The 23,988-nt window shown below is 49.5% G+C and carries 25 protein-coding genes and 1 tRNA gene; 11 read left to right on the forward strand and 15 right to left on the reverse strand.

From position 1 onward, the window contains the following. Positions 1-34: 34 nt before the first annotated feature. Entirely contained in the window at positions 35-1,327 is a 1,293-nt protein-coding gene (locus GA004_RS01120) for a UDP-N-acetylglucosamine 1-carboxyvinyltransferase (protein ID WP_283395446.1), read from the forward strand. 27 nt (positions 1,328-1,354) lie between these two features. On the opposite strand, the gene GA004_RS01125 is transcribed toward GA004_RS01120, so the two are convergent. Further along, the gene (locus GA004_RS01125; RefSeq protein ID WP_283395447.1) at positions 1,355-1,939 is read right to left on the reverse strand and encodes a hypothetical protein; all 585 of its coding nucleotides are present in this window, start codon (positions 1,937-1,939) and stop codon (positions 1,355-1,357) included. Between the two features lie 19 nt (positions 1,940-1,958). Then, entirely contained in the window at positions 1,959-2,498 is a 540-nt protein-coding gene (locus GA004_RS01130) for an RNA polymerase sigma factor (RefSeq protein ID WP_283395448.1), read from the reverse strand. Positions 2,499-2,927: 429 nt separating this feature from the next. Here GA004_RS01130 and GA004_RS01135 point away from each other — a divergent pair, with 429 nt between their 5' ends. Continuing rightward, positions 2,928-3,239 carry a hypothetical protein gene (locus GA004_RS01135; protein ID WP_283395449.1) on the forward strand — a complete coding sequence of 104 codons (312 nt, stop codon included), beginning with the start codon at positions 2,928-2,930 and terminating at the stop codon, positions 3,237-3,239. On the opposite strand, the gene gmk is transcribed toward GA004_RS01135, so the two are convergent. From gmk to GA004_RS01155, 4 genes are all read right to left on the reverse strand, one after another. Further along, positions 3,236-3,853 (reverse strand): guanylate kinase, encoded by a 618-nt coding sequence (gene gmk / locus GA004_RS01140; protein WP_283395450.1) that lies wholly within the window; start codon positions 3,851-3,853, stop codon positions 3,236-3,238. The two genes, GA004_RS01135 and gmk, sit on opposite strands and share 4 nt — an antisense overlap. Before the next feature lie 4 nt (positions 3,854-3,857). Then, on the reverse strand, positions 3,858-4,403 hold the full coding sequence (locus GA004_RS01145; protein ID WP_283395451.1) for a hypothetical protein: 546 nt from the start codon (positions 4,401-4,403) through the stop codon (positions 3,858-3,860). 7 nt (positions 4,404-4,410) lie between these two features. Then, positions 4,411-5,775 (reverse strand): tRNA (N6-isopentenyl adenosine(37)-C2)-methylthiotransferase MiaB, encoded by a 1,365-nt coding sequence (miaB, locus tag GA004_RS01150; RefSeq protein ID WP_283395452.1) that lies wholly within the window; start codon positions 5,773-5,775, stop codon positions 4,411-4,413. 81 nt (positions 5,776-5,856) lie between these two features. After that, positions 5,857-6,078 carry a hypothetical protein gene (locus GA004_RS01155; protein WP_283395453.1) on the reverse strand — a complete coding sequence of 74 codons (222 nt, stop codon included), beginning with the start codon at positions 6,076-6,078 and terminating at the stop codon, positions 5,857-5,859. Positions 6,079-6,081: 3 nt separating this feature from the next. On the opposite strand from GA004_RS01155, the gene cmoA reads away from it, so the two are divergent. Together cmoA and cmoB are read left to right on the forward strand one after the other, a co-directional pair. Continuing rightward, positions 6,082-6,828: a carboxy-S-adenosyl-L-methionine synthase CmoA gene (cmoA, locus tag GA004_RS01160; RefSeq protein WP_283395454.1), complete on the forward strand. Its 747-nt coding sequence runs from the start codon at positions 6,082-6,084 to the stop codon at positions 6,826-6,828. Positions 6,829-6,861: 33 nt separating this feature from the next. Further along, positions 6,862-7,842, forward strand: coding sequence for a tRNA 5-methoxyuridine(34)/uridine 5-oxyacetic acid(34) synthase CmoB (gene cmoB, locus GA004_RS01165; protein ID WP_283395455.1), 981 nt, complete (start codon positions 6,862-6,864; stop codon positions 7,840-7,842). A gap of 10 nt (positions 7,843-7,852) precedes the next feature. Here cmoB and GA004_RS01170 read toward each other — a convergent pair whose 3' ends face one another. Both GA004_RS01170 and GA004_RS01175 read right to left on the reverse strand, forming a co-directional pair. Further along, on the reverse strand, positions 7,853-8,089 hold the full coding sequence (locus GA004_RS01170) for a hypothetical protein (protein WP_283395456.1): 237 nt from the start codon (positions 8,087-8,089) through the stop codon (positions 7,853-7,855). 8 nt (positions 8,090-8,097) lie between these two features. Continuing rightward, entirely contained in the window at positions 8,098-8,247 is a 150-nt protein-coding gene (locus GA004_RS01175; protein WP_283395457.1) for a hypothetical protein, read from the reverse strand. 706 nt (positions 8,248-8,953) lie between these two features. Here GA004_RS01175 and GA004_RS01180 point away from each other — a divergent pair. Genes GA004_RS01180 through GA004_RS01190 form a run of 3 tightly spaced genes read left to right on the forward strand, consistent with a single transcriptional unit; the run spans position 8,954 to position 11,984 of the window. Beyond that, positions 8,954-10,027, forward strand: a complete 1,074-nt coding sequence (locus tag GA004_RS01180) for a TRAP transporter substrate-binding protein (RefSeq protein WP_283395458.1) — start codon at positions 8,954-8,956, stop codon at positions 10,025-10,027. 57 nt (positions 10,028-10,084) lie between these two features. After that, positions 10,085-10,603 carry a TRAP transporter small permease subunit gene (locus GA004_RS01185; protein ID WP_283395459.1) on the forward strand — a complete coding sequence of 173 codons (519 nt, stop codon included), beginning with the start codon at positions 10,085-10,087 and terminating at the stop codon, positions 10,601-10,603. Further along, positions 10,593-11,984 (forward strand): TRAP transporter large permease, encoded by a 1,392-nt coding sequence (locus GA004_RS01190; protein WP_283395460.1) that lies wholly within the window; start codon positions 10,593-10,595, stop codon positions 11,982-11,984. Before GA004_RS01185 ends, GA004_RS01190 begins: the two co-directional genes overlap by 11 nt. Positions 11,985-12,078: 94 nt before the next feature. Here the strand turns inward: GA004_RS01190 and GA004_RS01195 are convergent, their stop codons facing one another. The 7 genes from GA004_RS01195 to GA004_RS01225 form a co-directional block, all read right to left on the reverse strand. Then, positions 12,079-13,092, reverse strand: coding sequence for an NAD(P)H-dependent glycerol-3-phosphate dehydrogenase (locus GA004_RS01195; RefSeq protein ID WP_283395461.1), 1,014 nt, complete (start codon positions 13,090-13,092; stop codon positions 12,079-12,081). Between the two features lie 225 nt (positions 13,093-13,317). Beyond that, complete coding sequence (locus GA004_RS01200) at positions 13,318-13,611, reverse strand: hypothetical protein (RefSeq protein WP_283395462.1); 294 nt, start codon at positions 13,609-13,611, stop codon at positions 13,318-13,320. 37 nt (positions 13,612-13,648) lie between these two features. Then, positions 13,649-14,413, reverse strand: a complete 765-nt coding sequence (locus GA004_RS01205; protein ID WP_283395463.1) for a succinate dehydrogenase/fumarate reductase iron-sulfur subunit — start codon at positions 14,411-14,413, stop codon at positions 13,649-13,651. Between the two features lie 26 nt (positions 14,414-14,439). After that, positions 14,440-16,356 (reverse strand): fumarate reductase/succinate dehydrogenase flavoprotein subunit, encoded by a 1,917-nt coding sequence (locus GA004_RS01210; RefSeq protein WP_283395464.1) that lies wholly within the window; start codon positions 16,354-16,356, stop codon positions 14,440-14,442. Between the two features lie 16 nt (positions 16,357-16,372). Then, positions 16,373-17,182 (reverse strand): succinate dehydrogenase cytochrome b subunit, encoded by an 810-nt coding sequence (locus GA004_RS01215; protein ID WP_283395465.1) that lies wholly within the window; start codon positions 17,180-17,182, stop codon positions 16,373-16,375. A gap of 213 nt (positions 17,183-17,395) precedes the next feature. Continuing rightward, positions 17,396-17,983, reverse strand: a complete 588-nt coding sequence (locus GA004_RS01220; RefSeq protein WP_283395466.1) for an NUDIX hydrolase — start codon at positions 17,981-17,983, stop codon at positions 17,396-17,398. A gap of 87 nt (positions 17,984-18,070) precedes the next feature. Beyond that, positions 18,071-18,673 carry a LysM peptidoglycan-binding domain-containing protein gene (locus tag GA004_RS01225; protein WP_283395467.1) on the reverse strand — a complete coding sequence of 201 codons (603 nt, stop codon included), beginning with the start codon at positions 18,671-18,673 and terminating at the stop codon, positions 18,071-18,073. A 160-nt stretch (positions 18,674-18,833) separates the two neighbouring features. Between GA004_RS01225 and GA004_RS01230 the strand changes: the two genes are divergently transcribed. From GA004_RS01230 to GA004_RS01245, 4 genes are all read left to right on the forward strand, one after another. Beyond that, a tRNA-Pro gene (locus GA004_RS01230) sits at positions 18,834-18,910 on the forward strand. 427 nt (positions 18,911-19,337) lie between these two features. Continuing rightward, positions 19,338-20,201 (forward strand): HDOD domain-containing protein, encoded by an 864-nt coding sequence (locus tag GA004_RS01235; RefSeq protein ID WP_283395468.1) that lies wholly within the window; start codon positions 19,338-19,340, stop codon positions 20,199-20,201. Positions 20,202-20,360: 159 nt separating this feature from the next. Continuing rightward, complete coding sequence (locus GA004_RS01240) at positions 20,361-23,063, forward strand: tetratricopeptide repeat protein (protein ID WP_283395469.1); 2,703 nt, start codon at positions 20,361-20,363, stop codon at positions 23,061-23,063. Next, entirely contained in the window at positions 23,060-23,974 is a 915-nt protein-coding gene (locus tag GA004_RS01245) for a hypothetical protein (RefSeq protein WP_283395470.1), read from the forward strand. Before GA004_RS01240 ends, GA004_RS01245 begins: the two co-directional genes overlap by 4 nt. Positions 23,975-23,988 lie beyond the last annotated feature (14 nt).

Below are 23,988 nucleotides of genomic sequence, written 5' to 3' on the forward strand. Positions count from 1 at the left end.
AACAAGAGGCACCGAGGCTATCCCCACTCAATCCATGGCTGACCTAATAGTACACGGCGGTAAGCCGCTCAGCGGAAGCATCACGCCTTCAGGCAACAAGAACGCGGTATTGCCGATTCTCTGTGCGAGTCTGCTCTCCTCGGGGCCGGTTGAGCTATCGAATATCCCAGCCATTACCGATATCGAGAAACTCGTCGCTTTCTTTCGCCAAATCGGTTCGCAAATCGACTGGAATCGGGAGGCGAAGACGATGCGACTCGACCACTCGAATTTGGAAAGCTCCTTCAACGCGGGGGATCTGCCCCAAGGAATGCGGTCGTCCGTGCTTCTCTTCGCACCGCTTCTCTACCGGTTCAAAAAGATCTCACTGGACTCAAATCCAAAAGGCTGCGCCTTGGGCATACGCGAACTCGATCCGCACCTTGAAATTCTCTCACAACTCGGAGCGAAAATCTCTCACAACGGACGCCTGGAGATTTCCATAACGGATCGATTCAAAGGAGCAGAGCATTGGGCGGACTACATGTCGGTTACAACGACGGAGACGTTCGTTATGGCGGCGGCTCTCGGAATGGGAAACTCTACGTTGACTAACGCAGCGAGTGAGCCTCACGTACAGGACTTGTGCCGCTTTCTGGAAAGCATGGGCGCTAAAATAGAAGGCATAGGCACGAGCGTTCTGAGCGTAACGGGTGTCGATAGTTTATCCGAAACCAGTGCCCAAATCAGCTCAGATCATCACGAAGTTGCTACTTTCCTCGCTCTCGGCGCTATTACGGGCGGGGAAGTAATTGTCACAGACTCGAATTCGAAGCACTTCGCCCTGATCGGTCGCAGCTTTGCCAAGCTAGGAGTGGAAATCCACCACGATGGAGATATTGCCATTTGCCCCGCAGATCAAACGTTCCGTATCCAGCAACCCTATACAACTAATTTGCTGCCCAAGATTGAGGCCGCGCCTTGGCCCTACTTTCCCGTGGATTTGCTTCCGCTCATGATTGCCCTCGCTACAAAAGCCGACGGAGTCATGCACTTTTGGAACAAAGTATACGAGGGTGGCTTTTCATGGATTCCCGAACTCACCAAATTTGGGGCCCACGTCGTGTCGAGCGACCCACACCGCATCATCGTTTTTGGGAAGCGACCCATGCGGCCCGCTTCAGTCGAGCCTCCCTACATCATTCGTGCCGCTGTGGCTCTCTACATGATGGCAGCCAGCATAGAAGGTAACAGCGTTGTCCGCAAAGCGGACCCCATTCGCCGCGCCCATCCCTATTTCGCAGAAAACCTGCGTAAGCTCGGCGCGGATATCGAGTGGGACGAGTAAGAAAATTATGCTACCGGGACAGCTAACCTAGTCCACAAGGGCGAACAGCCGATCAGAGTCTTCCCAAATGTCTAGGTGATTCGCCTCAAGAACAATTTCGCGATCCAAGGATTTCAACGACGTTAGCGAGCCTTTGAGCGAAGCTACGTAAAGAGTACAAAGCGTTCCGGTCTTCCGGTTTTTCACTTGCAGGTGAGCAGCTTGTTGTCCCTGAAGCTGACAATAGCGGGCCCCAAGAACTTCGTAGGCGGAAAGCAGCTTTTGCTTTACTAATGGAGTTACAGAAAAAGCTAGTTCCCTAAGTCCTTCCTGAGCCCCTTCGAAAGACGCTGCCTTCACATCGAAACTCTTGTATCCATTGTGCCGCATCGCAATCTCGCCAGCGACATCAAAATAAAAATCATCGTCGTCATAGCTACGACCCATTTGAAACGAGAATGCCATCACGATTGCAGCCGCAGCAGCAACAGGAACCCAGTAGTGCAACCAGACGGTGTTGTTTCGTCCCGGCTGGGATTCCCCCTGCTCCAAAATCGATTGAACCTTTTCAGCCGGTAATTTCTGACTTAGAAAGAAGTCTCTTACTGATTTATCTATTTCTTGCTCGTTCATGGCAGCTTAATTTCTTCGACTACTTGCTTTCCCGGAATTCGCTTCCCAACGCTTTGGCTAATTTCTGGCGAGCTCGGTGAATGTGGCTTAGTATCGTACCTCGGGGGGAACCCGTTCGTTCGGATATCTCACTCGCGGTGTACCCTTCGACTACATTGAGGAACAAGGCTTCGCTCTCTTCCGGCCTTAGTTTACTCATTAAAAGCTCCATATCCATAGAGACGCCCTTGGATTCCAACCTCCCACTCTCCGGATGCGATTCCAGAGGCTCAAACTGGACAATTTTGCTCCGGCGCTTCTGATCGTAGAAAAGATTTCGAACGGCTCTGAAAAGAACTGGCGTTCCTTCTACTTTCCCGTACGCTCGGACCAACTTCATCCAAGCCTGTTGAACCAAATCCTCCGCATCTTGATGGTGTCTTGCGATCGACAGCGCATAGCGATAGCCCGCCTGCACCAGCTCTGCATCGCTAACGTATCGCTGAGTCTTGGGCTTTTCGGAAGTCATAGTCTGAGATTTCGAGTATTCGTCCGTAATGGAAACCGCTAATGCGCTCATGTTCAAATTCCTTTTCTGCTGATTATCCAAAGCGTGAGGGAAACTAGGGATTGTTAACTACAAATTGTGCTGTCACATCCGCCCGCAATCGAGCCGCTACTTTTGAACAACGGTGGCTTTTACCCATTGATTGCTCGTCTTTCACGACTTCCCCAAAAGAGGGACCCGCTCCCTTCTTCAATATTCCCAAACCTAAACCCAACTTTGACGGCTCGTCCAGAGTTTTTCAACGTTTTCCCAAGACAAGGAAAAATTTCTAACCTTCTGCTTTTAAATATGTTACATTTCATTGTGAATCGGAAAAAAGCGTGGTTTGGAATCCTTCCAGGTTTTTGAAGTTTTTGCTGAAAAAAGCATTCGGTCTTTTCACACCAATTCAAAATTTTGGCATCGCCCTTTTCCCAAGGCACGTAAGTAATCGAAATCGTCTTGTCAGCAATCGCTCTATCCGGAAGCGCCGATGAGATCCAGGCGAGAATCGCTTTCGACCATGGGTCAAATGCCTTCAACGCATTTGAAGCCCAACTCCGGGCTCGATTCGACCACGCGCGGGAACCTGATTCTCTCAACGAAGCCAATCACTTCAACCAGCGAAAGTATCATGGCAGTTCGCAAAACCGTTCTCATTGCTCTACCAATATTATCACGTATGACCAGAAACTGGGCGACCGTGAACTCCTGCAAATTCTATCTCTTTGCACCGCTTTAGAATGCCCCGCTCCTAGTCAGACAGATTCCTAGGCAATACGGGCAACCCGGCGTTTTTCAGCCTGCCAAATACTACGAATCGTGTCAAAATCCGCCTCTTTCGAATGAGACCGGAACGCATAGTCAAACGACTTCCATGCCCCAATCTCTTTCTCGGCCGAACGTATGCGACGATCGATTTCCGCTTCGTCATCCTTTCCCCGCTCACGCAGCCGACGGCGAAGCTCCTCAAAACTGTCAGGCATAATGAATACAGAAACCAGCCGTTGCCCTATGGCAGAATGATCCCTGGCTGCTTTCTGAACTGCAGCGACTCCCTGTACATCGATATTCATCACGAGGTCGATATACTCTGACAGCTTATTCTCGATAACCGATTTTAGCGTTCCATAACGGTTAGCGTGCACCTTTGCCCATTCCAAGAATTCGCCATTTTCTACATTCGCATCAAATTGCTCGTCAGACAGAAAGTGGTAGTCGATTCCGTTTACCTCGCCTTCACGAGGTGGCCGCGTTGTGCAAGTTACCACTCGTTCAGTATTCGCGTTTTCTGCCAAAAGACGGTCGCAAAGCGTCGTTTTTCCGCTACCCGCGGGTCCCGCCAATATTAGAAGCAGTGCAATTTCTTTTTCGGGCAGCGTATCCATCAGGCTAATAAGCAAAGGCTATCGCTCCGACAAGACCCCCATAGATCAGGAAAACTAATCCAACCGTTTTCGGACGAGAGGCAGTTCCAAACAACCAAGTGAAGAAATCACGCACGCGAAATGGCGAATAACCAAGATAAAGAGCTACGGCCGCTCCGATATAGACCGGGGCAACCATGAATAAACGTAGTGGTTCCTCGTATTGGCCAAACGCTCCATTCAGCAATGAGTTCGCTATTAGCAAATACAGTATGCACGCCCCACGGACTGAAAGAAAATCGGGCGCGTACTTGAACGAGAGCAATCCTATGATCGCGAATCCTATAAAGATGTAATGCTTGAAATCCCCATAGTTAGCCTCGCCCAAATGAGCAACCTTGTACAAAGTCCAAATCCCTCCCACCGTCATCGTAACGTAGGCGGCAGTGCGTGAACGAGGAAACCCTTTGACCATTGCAATGATCGGTTTGTTCGTCGTCACAAACAAAGCTCCTATCAGGACAAAGAGAATTCCAGCAAACAGGGTCGATTGAAAAAGAGTCAGTTCCATATTAATATCAAATTGTATCCACTCCGGCTAAAACAAGATCACCATAAATAGTGCTTGCGGTAGCCCGGTCCACTTTCATTTGGACCAATTGGCCGATCAGCCGATCATCCCCATCGAAAATGGAATTACGATAGCCTCGAGTCTTCCCGACAAACTTGTACCCCTTCTTGGCAGGGCCTTCCACAAGAACCTCTTGGACCGTGCCTACAAGCTGTTCGTTGCGCCACAGCGACCGCTTAGCCAGTATGTCGAGAAGGACGTGATTACGCCGTTCCTTCTCTTCAGTCGAAACCTGGTCCTCCATGGTTTCCGCAGGAGTGCCAGTTCGAATACTGTATTTGAAAATATAGGACATATCGAATCCAATATCCTCGAAAAAAACGGCCGATTCATCAAAATCCTCCTCCGTTTCGCCAGGGAACCCCACAATGATGTCCGTAGAAAAGTACATATCAGGAACCACCGCGCGTAATGAGTCCACAATTTCACGGTAACGTTCCTTGGTGTAGGGCCGGTTCATCGCCCGAAGGGTCTTGTTGCAGCCAGCTTGCAGGGGTAAGTGGACGTATTCACACAACTTCGGCACATCCCGGTAGGCCTCGACCAAATCCTGCTTGAATCCACGCGGGTGAGGTGAGGTGAAACGAATCCGATCGATTCCTTCAATGTCGTTTATCCTCTCGATTAATTGAACAAACGGCGACTTCCCTCCAACAACAGGAAAATCGCGCCGCCCATAACTTGTCACTATTTGCCCAAGCAAAGTGATTTCCTTGACCCCTTGCTCGGCCAGCTCATGCACCTCTTCTACAATCTGGTCCATCGGGCGAGCACGCTCGCGGCCACGGGTCTTTGGAACTATGCAGTACGCACAGTTCATATTGCAGCCCTGCATAATTGAAACGAACGCGCAGACCTGGTCCTTTTTGGGTAGGTGGTCCTTGATTGTATTCTGGGAACCTTCCTCCTCCTCCAAATCCAAAATGGTGGTAGGCCTAGGTCCCTGAGCCGCGTAGCTCTTAATCAGCTGATCCACATGATCGGGAACCGCATGAAACTTCTGCGTCCCCACGATCAAATCCAAATCAGGCAATCGGTCAACGAGCTCAGACCCACGGTTTTGAGCCATGCAACCCAAGACACCAATCATAAAATTCGGGTTCGAACGCTTTCGCTTCGCCAGGTAACCGGCTTTTCCGATGGCTTTCTGCTCTGCCTGATCACGGACGCTACAGGTATTAAGCAAGACTACATCCGCATCAAACTCGTTATCTACCATCGAATAGCCACGATCTCGTAGGGACGAAGCGACTTGCTCGCTGTCCCGCTCATTCATCTGACAGCCGTAAGTTTTGATATAAACGCGATTCATGGCGGAGTGGGAATCAAAACGGGATACGGGCCGCTGCTGATACGTCAAACAAGAACCAAACCGCCCTTATCCGACCCATTGCTAGTCAGGTATCTCCTCTGCGGGCTTTTCGGCTTCAGATCGACGGTTGATATCCTTTTTCAGCTGCACTGAAAAGAACGCCATTAACAGAACCAGCCCAAAAATCGCTCCTACTACCCACTTTCCGTTCTTTTTAGCCATGGCCTCTTTAACCGCAGATTTCCTCGATTCCGACAAGCCGTAAATCCACTTGCCGAGACCCAACATCGTAGCTTGGCTCATCCAGTGAAAGAAAAAGACGCCCGCAAAGACCGAATCTACGCTGATCCTTTGTCAAAAGTCGGCGGCTTTGTTTTTGACGAGTCTGTAGCCCACGTTTTTGACGACATGATCCGAAGATCCGTCCCTTGCTATGCGATGACGCTATCATTGATGCCGCTCATCGCACAACGCTACGCACAAAAGAACAGCACCATCTACGACCTTGGTTGCTCTCTCGGAGCAGGATTGGCGGCGATTGCTAGAAGTCTTCCAAAGGGAACATCTCTGGTTGGCGTAGACAATTCCCAGTCCATGCTGAATCGCTGCCAAATCAATCTGCAAGACGCTATTCCAGAAAAAAAATGGTCGCTTAAATGTAGCGACATATTGGATTTGGATATCACAAACGCCAGCGTCGTAATCCTAAACTTCACGCTCCAATTTATCCCGCTCGAAAGCCGGTTACCCCTCTTGAGTAGAATCGCAAAGGGCCTGGAGCCGGGTGGCGTATTACTCTTGTCAGAAAAAATTCGCTTCGAAGACGAGAATACTCAGCAGGGCCTAACCGACCTCCACCACGATTTCAAAAAAGCAAATGGCTACAGCGATTTAGAGGTTAGCCAAAAGCGGGCCGCCATAGAAAATGTGCTTATTCCAGAATCGATCCAAGAGCACAGGGAACGCCTAAACCAGGCAGGATTCGACCACAGCGAAGTCTGGCTTCAGTGCTTCAATTTTGCATCGCTCCTTGCGATCAAGGCTTCTGACTAAAAGTTACAGGCGAATACTCTATCGTACCAAACTATGTTCGAATCGAACTTTAATCCTCTGTACGAGGTCATCGCCGACACCGACCTAGGACCCTGGCTGGATCGGTTACCTCAGCAAGTTAAGAACCGCTTTGATCATTCAGGCAATGGACACTTGCCTCTGTGGCGGGACGCCTTGCACTCAATGCCAGAGGCAAACCCAAGCTTCTTAGACCTAAAGTCCAACGCTATCGCGATTGGCAAGTCGAGCGATCTCTCTAACAGTCAAGCGAAGCGATTGCGGCAGAATCTTATGGCCTTCCATCCATGGCGAAAGGGCCCTTGGAACTACTTTGGGATAGATATTGATACCGAATGGCGCTCCGACTTGAAATGGAACCGGATCAAGCAATCGATCAGCCCTCTAAAAGATCGGCTCGTGTTGGATGTGGGTAGTGGCAACGGCTACTATAGTTACCGAATCGCGGGTGAGGAAGCAAAACTGGCTCTGGGAGCCGACCCGTTTCTGCTATACGTCCTCCAGTCGCTATTGGCCCGGCGCTACCTCCCATCTAGCTGCCCAGCGTTTGTCGTTCCCCTCGGAGTAGAAATTCTACCCTCCAATCTACCTTTCTTCGATACGGTACTGTCAATGGGGGTTCTCTATCACCGGAGATCTCCCCTCGACCATTTACTCGAGTTAAGAGGCCTTCTACACGAAAACGGAGAACTCGTCTTGGAAACACTCGTGATCGATGGCGATGAGGGACAAACTCTGCTTCCTAAAGGGCGCTACGCCAAAATGAGAAACACTTGGCTCATACCCTCCTGTCTCGCGCTCGAGCGTTGGCTGGAGCGATGCGGTTTCCAAAACATCCGACTGGCGAACCTGTCAACAACGACCTCTGAGGAACAGAGGAGCACAGATTGGATGACCTTTGATTCGCTGGATACTTTTTTAAACTCCGAAGACTCTTCCAAGACGATCGAAGGGTATCCCGCACCTAAACGGGCTATCTTTATAGCCACCCGCTAAACAAAAAATGTTATGACTGGATTGGAGCTTTTGCTGTTCGCTGTCTAAGCAGGAGGATGTTCAAAATTCCGATTCTAAGTATTAAAACAGATGCTCCGGCATCTGGGACACCATGACTATCTGGAATCTCGTTTCCCCAAGCATTGAGCTTGGCTTCCTTAAACCAGACATCGTTGTACCTTCTGTCACTACGATTCTCGACCCTAACCGCGTAACTAGTGACTCCAACTTGGAGGTCCGTTAGCATTGTGCCGTTTAGCCCGCACCAAATCCAGTCAAACCCGTGTCGATGCGTCCCATCCACTTCACGGTGTTTCCAAACGCGGGGGGACTCGAGCCATACATCCACCTATTCCCTTCCGGAGTCCCCCGACCAATACCCGTCAGAAAACGAGAAACCAACACGAGCACGGGTCAATTGGTGCAGATTCTGATCTTATCCATTGGCACCCGATGTGATGCTAAACTGGCCAGCATGGGACTGCCCTTCTCCATGGAAAAACCCCACGTCATCATAATCCTGCCACATTGAGCCGAATGATGCTGACATCAGAAAAACGGCAGCTACCAGCGTCCCTTTTTTGAATTTTGCCCTCACTATTTCTTAACGTTTCTTGAGGTAGGTTAATCTATCGCCCTGGATTGTCACCGGCCGGATTTACCTAAACTAAAGCGACCACTGAGCGGAACTAACACGTAAAAAGCATGCTTTCTTCGAAAGTAATCATGATTTTCTCAAGGTCGAATGACCTCATCAGGCTCGGTATCAAAAAGCCCGTCCGAGGTCTCTGGGCGGGCTTCGATCCGGACCTGCTGATTATCTCGCATCTCATTTACATTCTATTGCTTAACTGTTCTTAAGCAGCGTAAATAAATCTTACTCCCAAATCCAATACGCATATCCAAAAGAGTATTCAAAGAAGGCTACGTGATAAGAAACACCGAAAACTGCGGATCAGCTTAGTCACTTCGAGTGGCTGCAAAACCTTCGGCACGACCCAAAAAAAGTCGTGGAAATAGGAGTTGCGGTAACACCTCCACAGAATAACGATGCTTCACAATTTTCTGAAACTCTTAGCACTTTCCCCAACATTAGTCCTATCCCATCGCAATGATTCGTTTCCTGCCAAGTTTATTAGCCGCGTTGATTTTACTTTTCGGGTGCTCAGGCCCGACATCGAGTGAGTCTGGTTCGAGCCAGCCGTCGGGACGCAAAATTCGCATTGAGGTCGCTTCTTTCATACCCCTCTCGGTCAATGTCCTAGGTGAGCAGCTCACCCATATCGCAGAGGAGCTGGAAGCCATCAGCGGTGGCAATGTCGAGCTGGAAATCTTCGAACCAGGCGCACTTGTAGGAGCCTTGGAAATCCTGGACGCCGTATCGGGCGGAAAAGTGGACGCTGGATATGGCGCTTCTGGCTTTTGGGCCGGAAAACTCTCCGCCGCCCCTCTTTTTTGCTCGATACCATTTGGACCAGACAATTCGGAGTTTCTGTCCTGGCTCTACCAGGGTAACGGCATGAAACTGTACCAGGAGATGTACGACACATCTGGCTTCGATGTCAAAGTCCTTGTTTGCGCAATGCTTCCACCCGAAACCAGTGGGTGGTTCGCGAGCGAGATAAAATCTGCCGACGACTTGAAGGATTTAAAAATGCGATTCTTTGGCCTCGGCGGAGTCGTCATGGGAAAGCTAGGCGTATCAGTTTCGGTACTACCAGGCGGCGAGATCTTTCCTGCACTTGAGAAGGGGGTGATCGACGCAACCGAGTACTCCCTCCCGTCCATCGACGAAAGCCAAGGGTTTCACAAGCTCGTCAATTTCAACTACTTTCCCGGTTGGCACCAACAGGCAACGACCCACGAACTCATCTTCAACAAGCAATTCTGGAATAGGCTGACGCCCACTCAACAAGCTCAAATTGAATCAGCTTGTAAATCGAGTATCGTCCATTCCATTGCATATAGTGAGGCCTTACAGTCGGCAGCTCTAAAGAGAAATATAGAACGCGGCGTGAACGTGAAAACCTGGTCTCCTGAAATGCTAGAACTCTACAAAGCCACTTGGAAAGAAGTGGCAGCAGAAGAGTCTGCAAAGAATCCGTTTTTCAAAAAGGTCTGGGAAGACTTGACGGCTTTTCGAGAAGACTACGCAACTTGGGCGGATCGGGCCTTCTTGAAATAGATCGCGAGAATCCATTCTCGCCCAATCTTATTCTCACTTTCGCAGCTCGAATTCCAGATGAACTCCTTCGCAAGCCGTATTGAAAATATCGTAACAGCAATCGGAAAAGTAGTTTCATGGTCAATAGCGGTACTGTTGGTAGCTATCGTATTTCAAGTCTTGATGCGATATGCGCTTGGACTGACTAACACCATGCTGGAGGATTCGCTCTGGTACCTCTTTGCCATAACCCTGACCCTAGGGTTGTCCTATACAATGACACACGACGGTCACGTTCGAGTGGATTTTCTCTATCAGCACTATTCCCCCAAAACGAAGTCCATTGTCGATGTCTTAGGGATCGCCCTTTTTGTCATTCCGTTGTACGCGTTTCTTTTGTGGCACGGATGGGACTACACCAAAAATTCGATGTCTATCAATGAAAGCTCCCCCAACCCAAGTGGAATGCCTTGGCTATGGGTAGTAAAGGGACTCCTACCCTTGAGCAGCTTGCTCCTCTTAATCGAATCAGTAGCTCGAATCGTTCTCATTTTCAACAACCGGCGAACCCTTTCAACCGAAGTACATGGATCCTAGCACAGTCCTCATCTTCGTACTGATGGGTCTATTTATCGGCCTACTTTTTCTCGGAGTCCCCGTAGGCTTTTCGCTCGGTGGTTCAGCGATCGCTACGACCGCAGTCGCTGTTTTGCTGGACCAAGTATTCGGGCTCTACACCGGCTTGAGCTTCCTCCGTTTCTCGATCGTAGTCGATCGTATCTTCGGTATCATGAAAAGCGAAGTCCTCGTAGCGTTGCCCATGTTTATTCTAATGGGCAATATACTCGATCAATCGGGAGTCGCTGAGAAGATGATGCAAGCCCAGCAAAAGCTGCTTGGCCGCGTACCTGGTGGCCTCGCTTTTGGCGTGACCCTCATGGGGATACTTCTCGCCGCTTCAACCGGTATCATTGGGGCTTCTGTAGTGCTCCTTGGAACGCTCGCGCTTCCCGCAATGATGCACGTCAAGTACTCTCCTTCGTTCGCTGCAGGAACCGTTTGCAGTGCGGGCACGCTCGGAATACTCATCCCTCCGAGCATCATGCTAATCCTCATGTCAACGCAGTTGGATGTATCCACAGGAGACTTATTCATGGGGGCCGTAATTCCGGGTCTACTCCTTTCGGGTTTGTACCTTCTATACATTTTTGTCTACGCGCGAGTCAATCCATCGGCCGCACCAAAACCAAAGGATACGAATTCGTTGACCCTCGCCGACTGGATCGGCCTAGCCAAAGCGATCCTGCCAGCAGCATTCCTGATTATGCTAGTGCTAGGATCGATTTTCTTCGGCATTGCAACTCCTACCGAATCGAGCGGCATGGGAGCGCTGGGAGCCCTGTTTTTGGCCCTTTTTAATAAGCGGCTGAATATTCGCGAATTCCGAAAGTCGCTTCATGGAACCCTCAGCACAATGGGATTTCTTGCGGCCATATTCATTGGAGCAACTTGCTTTTCCCTCGTTCTGAGGAGGCTCGGAGGAGACGAGATGATAGCCAATGCTATACTTGGAGTTGGTTCTGGAGACTATGGCACAATTTTCGTTATTCTACTTATAATTTTCGCTCTTGGATTCTTTTTGGAGTGGATCGAAATTACCATGATCATGCTTCCTATTGTCGCGCCGATTATCACAGGCATGGATTTGGCTTGGTTGGCCGACAGCGGCATGGACGCCACTTCTAAGCCTGCATTGATCTGGTTTGCCATCCTCTGCGCCGTGGCCTTGCAAACTTCCTTTCTCACGCCACCGGTCGGATTTGCTCTATTCTACATTAAAGGCGTCTGCCCGGAAGGAATCAATCTGAGGCACATATACAAAGGGGTCGTACCCTTTATTGTCATACAACTGATAGCGCTTGGTCTTGTTGTGGCTTTCCCGAAACTCGTCACTTGGCTTCCTGGGATAAGTTACTAGAAAATCGATTCTTAAAAGCAGCCGCTCAACTCGAAATACCTGCCTAGGGTTGCCGCGTAACTTTGATCGGCATCCACACATTCGAGGGACTGGCCTATTCGCTTTCTCGCTTAAGGTCTCGGTTCATCAAGTCGCTCAGCGCTTCCAGAGGCACCTTGTTTTCATAAAGAATGCGATACACCTGCTCCAAAATTGGAGCCTCGATGCCATTGCTTTGCAGAAGCTGATGAAATGATCGGGATGTACGGTACCCCTCCACTGCTGTTTTCTGATTTTCGAGAATCCTGCTAGCCGAGCCTCCCAGACTAATCGATTCCCCGAACTTACGGTTTCGGCTCCAGGAACCATGGCATGTCGCCACCAAGTCGCCAAATCCACTCAGTCCGTAAAACGTATCCGCTTTAGCTCCGAAAGTGCTCCCGACTCGCACCATTTCCGCAAGGGTACGGGTGAGAAGAGCCGCGAGCGCATTGTCACCGAGATTCAAACCCTGACAGCAACCTGCCGCGATGGCGTAGACATTCTTCATACAGCCCCCCAGTTCAACCCCTTTCAAGTCCTCACTTAGATAAATCCGCATGCTTTTTCCGCTGAGAGCCTCTTGCGTCGACTGAACAATTGGCTCGAGCGATTCCGATGCAAGCGTCATTGCGGCAGGTTTTCCTTCCGCTACTTCTCCCGCAAAAGTAGGCCCCGAAAGACAACCAACAAGTTGATCGGGCAAGGCTTCCTTAATAATCTCACAGGGCGTCTTACCCGAATTAATCTCCAGCCCCTTTGCCAAAGACACAAAAAAACGTCGTTCCCCTGACGCTACCAACCCGCGAATTCGATCCATCCAGTCACGAACTCCATTTGAGGGCACACCTAGAAATACCAATCGGGCACCCCCAAGCGCATCCTCATCGGAAGATGTCACGCTCACATTCTCCGGCAATTTAAAACCTGGCAGATAGTCGCGATTTTCTCTTGATTCCCGCATGAGATCCGCTTGCTCGCTCCGCCGCGGCAATAGCGATACCGTGTGACCCTGCCGCGATAAATGGAATGCCATGGCCGTCCCCCATGCACCCGCACCGCAGATCGCGACTTTAGATTCTTCCGACATTGTTGAGTTTCTACCAATCGACTTGAGCCGATGGCAACCAGCGAAACACTAACATTACATTTTTGAGCCATGGATATCTCGAGTCAAAAAGCCCCCTTCAAAAGCGTGGACCCTCCATCTCTTCATAAAGAATCCAACTCAAAATGTGTACTTTTGACCCAAATCGACCCTAATTAACCTGAATTTTGAACGTAAACAACTGATTAACGTCTTCCTAATATAGCACTAGAGCCCTGCGATAAACCAATGTTCAATTTCCTGTCTTATTTGCTTCGAAAAAAGCGTATCAAAAACGATGTGCTGCTCGATAGCAGTTCCGACGATTCTAGGATACAAAACGCCCAGTTCGTAAGCTTTCTTCAAAAGAGTGGTTTCCGAAAACGGCAACTGGACCGGCACGAAAGAGCTAAGCGTTTCAAGAAATTTGTAGCCGTAGCATTCTGCTGGATTATTTTCGGTGGCGTACTGTGGGTCGTTGTTGAAAGCACCCAAGCACTTGAGCGTTTCTGAACACGGCAATCAACGGATTGCTTAATTGGGAAGCACCGGCGCTTTTCTAAAGCGATTTGGCTTTGAACAGGTTCTTAACGCTCGCGGACACGTAGTCGCGATTCAGTTTGGAGATAAACTCTTCGCTGATCAGCTTAGGACAAGCTGCCGAGCACTCGTACTGGTTCGTGCAATTACCGAATCCCGCTTCATCCATCGTCGCGACCATATTGAGCACCCGCTTGTCTTTCTCCGGCTGACCTTGAGGGAGTAAATTGAGTTGGCCCGCTTTGGCTGACACAAACAGCATCGCTGAGGAATTCTTGCAGGCTGCCACACACGCGCCGCAGCCAATACATGCGGCCGCGTCCATCGCCAAATCAGCCACTTCCTTACCGACAGGCAACGCGTTGGCATCTTCACAACTACCCACCCGAGCTGTGATGAAACCTCCCGATTGCATAATCGTATCAAAGGCCGACCTGTCCGTGATCAAATCCTTCTGCACCGGAAAGCCACTAGCCCTAAAAGGCTCGACTGTAATCAAATCCCCGTCCTTGAAACTGCGCATGTAGGTTTGGCACGTAGTGATACCGTTTTCTGGACCATGTGGTTTACCATCAATCATGCAGGAACAAGTTCCACATATGCCTTCCCTACAGTCGTAAGCAAACGCTATCGGGTCTTCACCTTTTACCGTCAAGTCCTCGTTGACCACATCTAGCATCTCCAGAAAGGACATGTTCGGATTCAGCCCTTCCGCCTGGTATTCCTCGAAGTTTCCTTTAGAATTGCCGTCTTTTTGTCGCCAAACTCGTAGTGTTACTTTCATTACAAAATGAGATTTCCGAATTGGTATTACTTATAGCTGCGCGTCACCATCTTGACCGCCTCGTATTCTAATTTCTCTCTGTGGAGCTCTGGTTCCTGATTCTTGCCCCTCCACTCCCAGGCGGAAACATGACCGTAGTCTTCGTCATTACGCATAGCTTCTCCATCCGGATACTGGTGCTCCTCCCTGAAGTGACCGCCACATGATTCTTCTCGTGCGAGAGCGTCACGACACATCAACTCTCCCAGCTCGAAAAAGTCGGCGACTCGACCCGCTAACTCAAGCGATTGATTTAAAGTGTCTGCAGCACCCGGAACACAAACGTCCTCCTCAAACTCTTGACGAAGCTCTGATATCAGTCGAATCCCTTCTTCCAGACCGCTTTTGCTTCGCGACATACCACACTTGTCCCAGATGATTTTCCCTAAGCGCTTGTGAAAACTTCTTACAGTTTGCTTTCCATTACTATCTAGGAGAGCTTTGGTTCGGTTAACCACTTCTTCCTCAGCCTTCGCAAATTCCGGATGATCCGTTGGTGGAGCAGGATCTCGCGGAATATCCGCTAAGTAGTGAGGGATGGTATACGGCAATACGAAATAGCCATCCGCCAGACCTTGCATCAAAGCAGAGGCCCCAAGCCGATTGGCACCATGATCCGAGAAATTGGCTTCGCCAATCACAAAACACCCAGGAATCGAACTCATCAAGTTGTAGTCTACCCACAGACCACCCATGGTGTAGTGAACCGCCGGATAAATCCGCATAGGTTGCTTGTAAGCACTCTCGCCGGTTATCTCATGGTAAATGTCAAAGAGATTACCATAACGTTCCCGAATCGCGCTCTCTCCGAGGCGATCAATGGCATCTTTGAAATCGAGATAAACCCCCAGTCCGGATTCGCCCACACCTCTGCCTTCATCGCACGCCTCTTTTGCCGCCCGCGAAGAAATATCGCGCGGCGCTAGGTTTCCAAAGCTTGGATACTTACGTTCTAAATAGTAGTCACGCTCATCCTCAGGAATCTGATCAGCAGGTCGCCTATCTTCCTTCTTCTTCGGCGCCCAAATGCGTCCGTCGTTTCGGAGCGACTCAGACATAAGAGTCAACTTGGACTGGTAGTCTCCGGAGACCGGTATGCACGTCGGATGAATCTGTGTATAGCAAGGGTTGGCAAACGCCGCTCCTTTTCGGTGAGCCCTCCATGTTGCGGTCACATTGCTATTCATGGCGTTAGTCGAAAGATAGAACACGTTGCCATAGCCGCCCGTAGCGAGTACAACGGCATGGGCCGAGTGACGTTCTATGGCCCCCGTAATAACATTGCGAGTGATGATTCCTCTGGCGTGGCCATCAATTGTCACGAGCTCCAGCATCTCGTGATTCGCATTCATTCGCACCGTCCCCAAACCGATCTGACGACTCAAGCCCGAGTAGGCCCCCAGAAGAAGTTGCTGTCCAGTCTGACCTCGAGCGTAAAAGGTCCGCGATACCTGGGCTCCGCCAAAAGACCGGTTCGCAAGCAATCCTCCATACTCGCGAGCAAACGGCACCCCCAATGCTACGCACTGATCGATGATGTTCGCACTCACTTCAGCCAGTCGGTAGACGTTCGATTCGCGAGACCGGAAGTCCCCACCTTTCACAGTGTCGTAGAACAGCCGATACACGCTGTCCCCATCGTTCTGATAGTTCTTCGCAGCATTAATCCCTCCTTGTGCCGCGATTGAATGAGCACGACGTGGGCTATCGTGAAACGTAAACGCGTTTACCGAGTAACCTAGCTCAGCCAAGGTTGCCGCTGCAGACGCGCCCGCCAGACCCGTTCCCACAACAATGACCTCGTACTTGCGCTTGTTGGCGGGATTAACTATCTTCCCATCCATTATGTGCTTGCTCCACTTTTTCTCCAGCGGGCCAGAAGGTATTTTAGAATCCAGTATCATCTGAGCAGAAAGGGGGTTAAGATTGGCTCTCCTTGGAGCCATCGATTGCGTCGGCGATCGCATCAGCTGTCCGTGCTCCACAAACCTCGCAATCCGTTCGGCAAGAGAACCCAGCAATCTGAGGATTCTGGATACGCGCATTGCCCCATTCGTAATAGCAAGCGGCCACGATCAGGGCATTCCCAAGAAAATACAAAACGCATACCACAATAGTAACTCTTTCCAGAAAGCGTGACCAAGTTCTCGTCCTCAATCCTAGCGATTGAAACATGCTCACGAGCCCATGGGCCAAGTGCCAGCTGAGAAGGCCGACCGACAGTAGGTAGAAGATCGCTATGACTGGATTTTGAAATCCTAGGACAATCATCGAGTGAACGTCTCGAACTGGAGTTCCATCCGCCAAAATAGTTGTGGGATACGCCTCCGCTCCGTGCGTGACTCGCACAGTGAAATGAAGTAAATGGTATATGATGAATACGAATACGATAACGCCAGACACCCGCATGTACCGTGAGGCCATTGTTGCCCGGAGCGTCACCTGCTTTTCGTAGTTCTTTTGGCGGGCTCGCTTGTTTTCAATTGTGAGCTGGGCGGCTACCCAGACGTGCACCACCAGCGTTGCGAGCAAGAATAGACGGATCCCCCAAAGGGCAGGCCCCAACGACTCAATAAAATGGGCGTAGGCATTAATCTTGTCCGGGTGAGCAAAGATCTGAATATTACCCGATAAATGGCTAATCACGAAGCCAAACAGTATGAAGCCCGAAACTGCCATTGTGACTTTTTTACCAATGGACGAACGGAAGAGTACGTGAATAACTTTCATCGAATAGCCTTTTTAGGATATCGCATTCTCAATACAAAACAGCCGTGCTTGGCTCCATACAAACGATTTTCGACTAGAAATTATCCTTACGCCCCTCAAGGTCAATGCGTTATGCACAGGTTATCCTCCGTAAATCAAAGAGATTAGCCCATGATATATCTAGTATTAGTCTAGGTATCGCAGAGTGGCGAGCTCTGAGCTAAGAATTGGCCGCTAGACAGATCGCTGCCGAGACTTGAGCTTCTCCCATTTCGGGTAAAACATAAGCAGTGCGTTTAGGGCAAGCGAATGGAAGATCTCTCCATTGGCCGCCATTTCGTAAACCTCTTGCACGGGAACGGCCCGAGTTACAATTTCCTCATGTTCGTCCCATTCCAAAGTATCAGTCAATCGAGCCTGTTCTGCTAAAACCATATGGCAGGTGTTGTCTTGGATCGCCGGATTCGGCCGGACTGAACCAAGCAGACTCACTTTGCTCGAGGTATATCCGGTTTCTTCCCTCATTTCTCTCAAGCCCGCAGCAATCGGGTCCTCTCCCGCATCCATTACCCCACCAGGTATCTCCCATGATGTCCCTTTGACTCCAAATCGAAATTGGTTAACGAGAATCATCTCATAATTTGGTGTGATAGGGACAATGTTTACCCAATCACGCGTCTGAATGACGTAGAAATCCCCCTCAGTCTTTCTTTTAGGATGCCGGAATCGCTTAGATACAATGTTGAAAATGCGGCAATCGGCTACTTTCTCACCACCGAGCTCATCCCAATGGGAAACCCCACTCTCTGATTCACTTAGCATAGGGCCCGTCATCAAAAATCTACCGGTCCTCTTCTAAATCGGCTAAGCCCACAAAGGGAACGCAGGCCTGCAGGTTGAGATTGGAAACTATTGGGCACTGGGAACTATGATTTTCTGCCCGATGCGAAGTCTGCGCGGATCAACCCCAGGATTGGCATCGAGCAACGCGTTCACGCCAACTTTGTACTTGGTGCTCAATTTTCCATAGGTGTCGCCTGCGGCAATCGTGTGCGATATGGCTGAAGAAGCACTCGATGTGTCACCCTTCCTTGTCTGAGCCGAAAGAGAAGGCACCGGTGAAGCGGCTACTTGAACCCCTTCCTTCTCAAGTGCCTCGGCTTTTTTCAATGCAGTCCCCGCCTGCATCGCCAAGGAACGCATGTTCCGTTTCACATCGGCGACGTCCTTTTCGATCGCGGTGGTCACAGTGCCCAAATTTGACTCTATTGAAGCGATCTTCCCAGCGGCTTTGCGCAACATCTCAGAGTTGTCATATACGGTAGACTCCAGTTTGGAAAGGGATTCAGCGGCCCCGGATATTTCCGCAATGCGAGCCTCTAAATCATTCGCTTTCGAAAAACCAAGCCAACCAAGCGAAAAACCGATCACTGCGATGATTACAGCCGCAATTCCGATAAACAATGGCGATTTTGAGGAGGCATCCAAGTCGGCAGATGATAGATTATCCATTTTATTTAAGCGTTAAATTTCATCACAAACGAGTCAGCTGCTAGGCTATTCGATGGGCGTCTGCAAATGTTGTTCCTATACTTGTTCTTTCAATAGCTATGGATTTCAAGATATTCTTGACAGCAATCCTAATTCGACGTCTTTTGACGCCTCTTTTTAGCGGGGCGTAGCTTAGCCTGGTAGAGCGCCTGGTTTGGGACCAGGAGGTCGAAGGTTCGAATCCTTTCGCCCCGACCATTTTCACTATTGAGAATGGTCGCACCGCAAATCGAACGTGCCTTCCCTTAAGGAGTCCCCGCACAAAAGGCTCCGAAACGGGAAAGGTTGGACGAAGCGAGCCCGTTAGCGAAGGAGGGGCTTACGAACCAAGGGTCAGAAGAGCTCGGGCGAAGCCCAGCCAATCCTTTCGCCCCAACCGATTATTAAATGGAGAGATCTGGTCTTCTGCCACAAAAATGAGCTTCGCATCAGATGTTTCCGACTAAATCAGTAATCGGCACACAGGGCATGTCTTAACAACCAGGGCCCTATTTTCCCAGTCACCGACTGAATTGCCGTAGGTCCGAATGCATGAAAAGGATCCTCCAAGGCTTTCAGCACTAAAAACTGTCAAAGTCGCGGGTTGCAAAAGTACAGTAATCCGTTGTTATTTCTCCGTACGAAAATGTCTAGCGAAGAAATTCAGATCTCGGTCCCATTGTTGCTAGAGTTCTCCTCGAACCTATCTTCCTCTCCCCGAATATTTGCTCGACTATCGAAGCTCATCGAAAATGAGGACACCGGTCTTGATTACGTAGCTTCAATTGTAAAAATGGACCCCAGTCTCGTCGCACATATTTTGAGGGTCACCAACAGCGCCTACTATGGGAGTGCCATTAAGCTCAACGACATAGAGTCGGCCATTGGAAGAATAGGGTTTAACGAAGTCCACAAAGTGCTGAGCGTCGTAATCGCTCACGATTCCTTTTATCAAGCCCTGCCTGTCTACGGGGTGACTGCGACAGAGTATGCAGATGAATGCATTGCCATTGCAGTCGCATCAGAGGTGATTTCAATGAAAGTCGGGATGGATATAAATGCCCCGTATATCACGGGCCTTCTCCATGGAATTGGAAAACTCGCGATCAACCTCTACATCGAAAAGCTCGGCAAATCATCTCGGTTGATCGAGACCAAGAACCGAGAGGTCATACATCGCGAGGAGAGAAACACGTTTGGAATTACAAGCTTAAAGGCCGGCTCGGAACTGCTGAAGCATTGGCAGTTTGAATCGGAAATCTGGCTGCCAATAAGACGACAGAACGATCCTGTGCGAGCAACGAACTACATGCGTCAGACCGCGATTCTCACCCTCGCCCTCTGGGGGACAGACAATTTCAGGGCGTACGACAGTGAAGCAACGCTCCCGAAAAACATCACTTGGGCCCTGAAAGAGCTCAACATCGATAGCTGCGACGTTCCTAGCCTCATGGACGACATTCGATTTGAATTCAATGATCGCCAAAACCTCTTCTCCATGTTGATTTAAAACAGATCAAATTGGGAGGCATAACGCCCAACACCCGTGCGTTCTCAAGCATTCCAGGAAATTCCAACTATTTCTCGATCGCTTAAAATACCTAAAGCGTTGTCAGCATTTCTATCCAAAATGCTAATCGGATTCATAGTCCTGAATCCCAATTGCATAATGTCCCAAAACATCGTGTACGAGACGATGCCGGAATTGATTGAGCGAGGGACGACCGCCTTCTCCCGAGGTGATTATTCGGAGGCCGCAACGGCTTTTCAGAAGCTTCAATCAATCTATTCGAAAGAACCTGAATGGCAGGAAGCACGACTTAGCGAAAAGCTAATGCCAATCGCTGGATACGCCGCTCTGCGAGCGGGGCTCTACGACCAAGCCATTGAGTCTCTCGGCACCTTTTTGGATCAGGAAAGCCCCGCTTACAGTCAAGAGATTTTCGCTAAGTATACACTAGCCCTTACACTGAAAAAAAAAGGCGAGCATGAGAAGGCGCTAAAGGCCTTTATAGAATTTAGGGAAAGCACCTCTTCAGCATCGCAGCAGGGAATTGCTCTGATCCACGAAGCGGATATTCACCTTAAATCCGGCCAATCCTCGGTCGCGACCCGCTTGCTACATGGGGTTTCCGAGAGTGGGGTGGCGATTCGAGTGCAAACACAGGCCCGGCTACGGCTACTTCAAGAACAGATTAAATTAGGAGAGCTCAATGAAGCCGCAAAAACGCTACTCAAGAGTCCTTGGCAATCGGATACGATGCCCGAACTGGCACTTCTCGCATTCCTAGCCATCGAATCGGGTGACGCTTTTTTCAAAAACGAATTGTATGATGAAGCTCTCCAAGCCTACCAACTCGTTCCTTCAAAAAGTGTCTTGCTTGAAAAGCAAATTCAGAAACTAGCCGAACTGAAGAACGTATTTGAAAAACGCAGACGTATTGTCGGCATGGGCGGATTCATGTGGACTAACTTTTATGAACAAGTGATTCAATCAGCCGCATCCCAGCTTGAGGCCCTAAAAGAGGCTCCTGACTATACCGACCAGCTATTGCTTCGTCGTGGTAGAGCATCTCTTCTGGCGGGACGTCCATTCGAGTCTTGGCTCCTCTTCGAGCGCTTGGCCCATGACTCGTCTAGCAATTACATGGAGCAAGGCCATTTTAATTGGATACTCGCCGCCAAGGGAATCCATCGATTCAACGCCGCAATCTCAATCGCCAAAAACTATCTCCAGCTGTATCCAGGATCTGATTCTGTGGATGATGCACTAATGTTGATCGCTAGCTCGCTAATAGATTCGCAACAATATGATGAAGCGCTCAAAGCCCTTACCGAACTGTCCGAGAATGCTGGGAACCAAGACTACAGAATCTCATCGCTCTATCAGCGTGGACAATGCCACATGCGGTTAGGCAATTACCCCGTGGCTAAAGCCGATTTCGACAATGTCGCCCTCATGGCTTCTGAACCGATACTTGCGCAACGAGCAAAACTCTGGTCAGGAATAAGCCAGTTTCTTGAGAGCGACTTTGAAGAAGCCCTGTCAACTTTCAACGATCTTTACGCCAAAACCAGAAGTAGAGAATTAAAGGGAGAAGCCCTCTATCGGGCCGCATGCTGCAAGTATTTTCTTTATTCATACGAAGAAGCAATCAAGCTCCTCGTCGAGTATTCCAATCACTTCGCAGGGCATGCCAGAGAATTTGAGGCTCAACTGCTTCTTGGAGATAGCTACTATGCCCTAAACAGAATGGAAGACGCCATTTCCCGCTACCAGACCATCCCTTCGGATGTTCCCGATCTAGCCCATCTCGCTGCCATTCAAACTGCATTTGGCTACGAGCAATTAAACCAATACGAAGACGCCATTCGTACACTGGAAAGACGATCCAGACTGGAACACGATCCCTACAACTTTACAGAAGTCCAACTGGTCTATGCCGAAATACAACTAAAGCAGGGTTCCCAAAACGATGCCCTCGACGCGTTGGACCTGGCGGTTGCCAAACACGGCAACAGCTTAAACACCGAGAATATGCTCGAGGCTATCAAGCAGCTCACTAATCTAAAGAAAGACAACTACACGGTGCTCTACAACCTTGCTTTGGATCAACAGAGGTACAGGCTGGCGGCCCGATTGGGATTGCTAAGAGCGCTCGATTTGCGAGATAAGAACCTTCTGTTTCAAAGTAACGAGGCGTTTTTGGAATTGGCCAACGAAATTCCGATTGAAGAGCTTCCTCCCGAATGCCTCGCCCATATTGGTTTGGAACTCGTCAAACTGGAATTTGAAAATGGCCCTCGGCTCTTAGAGAGCCTTCTCGTTAAGTACCCGAATAGTAATTACGCAGCGTTCGCTTACTACGGGTTCGCTATATCGGAAGAAGTGGCAGGCCAATTAGGGGCCGCCTTAGGGTGGCTCAATCGCATAGGAACTCGCGACATCAACTCTCCCATTTATGTTGATACGCTTCAACTAGAAGGCTCAGTAAGAATGCATCTCGGCGAAAACGCTGCTGCGCAAGTCGCTTTCAATACTATTCTCTCCTTTAGATGGGCGAGCAGCAAACAAAAGGCGACAAGCCTGCTTTCTCTCGCCAGGCTCAAGGATTTGCAGGGTCACCCCAAACAGGCCGTTGCCTACTGCCAGCGCGTTTTCACTCTTTACCCAGGAATTACGGATGCAGCCGCAAAGGGCTATCTGGCCAGTGCCGAATATTTGGTCCAGATCAAGGAAAATGCAAAAGCCATCGAGATCCTGGACGAATTTCTAGGAAGTCAGGAATACAGACAGACAGAGCAATTCAAGATAGCTAAAGACCTTTACTCACGACTTAGTGAAGCTCAGGGAAAGGAACAAAAATTATGAAAACGTTCACTTGGGCCTCCATTCTAATAACCTTTCTTTCCACGGCTTTTCCGGCAACCGACTCAATTGAACTAGCGAACGGGAAGACCGTCCATGGTGTATTGTCTGGCCGACAGTCAATCTATGTGACTCTCACTATTTCTGAAGGCCAGAGCAAAGCAGAAATACGCCTTAATCCGGATGAAATAGCGGGTATCCACTTTTCGGATTCCTATCAGAGAGACGAAGCCATAAAGCAATACCCGGCCAGCGACCCCTATCAAACGACCATTCTCCTTGAAAGCCTAGTGAGAAAACGTCTACCCTACCTGGAACTTCTTTCACATTCCGACGAAACGCTTTTCTCTATGCTACTGGAGTCCTACATCCAGTCTGGAAGGGCTTCCGATGCTCTCGACCGAGCTAAACTATGGAGAACCAAACTCCGTGCGAACGAAGTTATAGACCAACTTGATGAACTTCAAATTGTGGCGGCTAAAAACGTTGGCGAATTGGATGAAGCGGTGTTTTACAGCAAGCGATGGATCGACTCTGGAAAGTCTGCTAGTCAAACCGCATTGCCCTGGTGCGTTCTCGCGGAAAAATCCTTGAAAGAGGGTCAAATAGAGGATGCTCTTTGGCTTGCCCTAAATCCGATCGTCTTTACAAATCCAAACGCCCCTAGATTCATTGAAAGCGCCTACGAAATTGCTGTATTCTCGGCCTATCAACTCAATGACTACGAATACGCTCTCCAACTTTACACCGACATGAAATTTAGAAAACTGAATTGGCCCATTGATTCAGACAAAGTTGATATCCTAACCAAACTTGAAAACCACGAAACGATTCAATCTTCCAACCCTTCGTTAAAAAAGAGCTCGTCTTCCAACGCTTCAAACGACCTACTCAAAGTAGTCGGCGCACCTTGAACTCGGAATCCAAA

Source organism: Candidatus Pelagisphaera phototrophica, assembly GCF_014529625.1.
GTDB classification, from domain to species: Bacteria; Verrucomicrobiota; Verrucomicrobiia; order Opitutales; family Opitutaceae; genus Pelagisphaera; species Pelagisphaera phototrophica.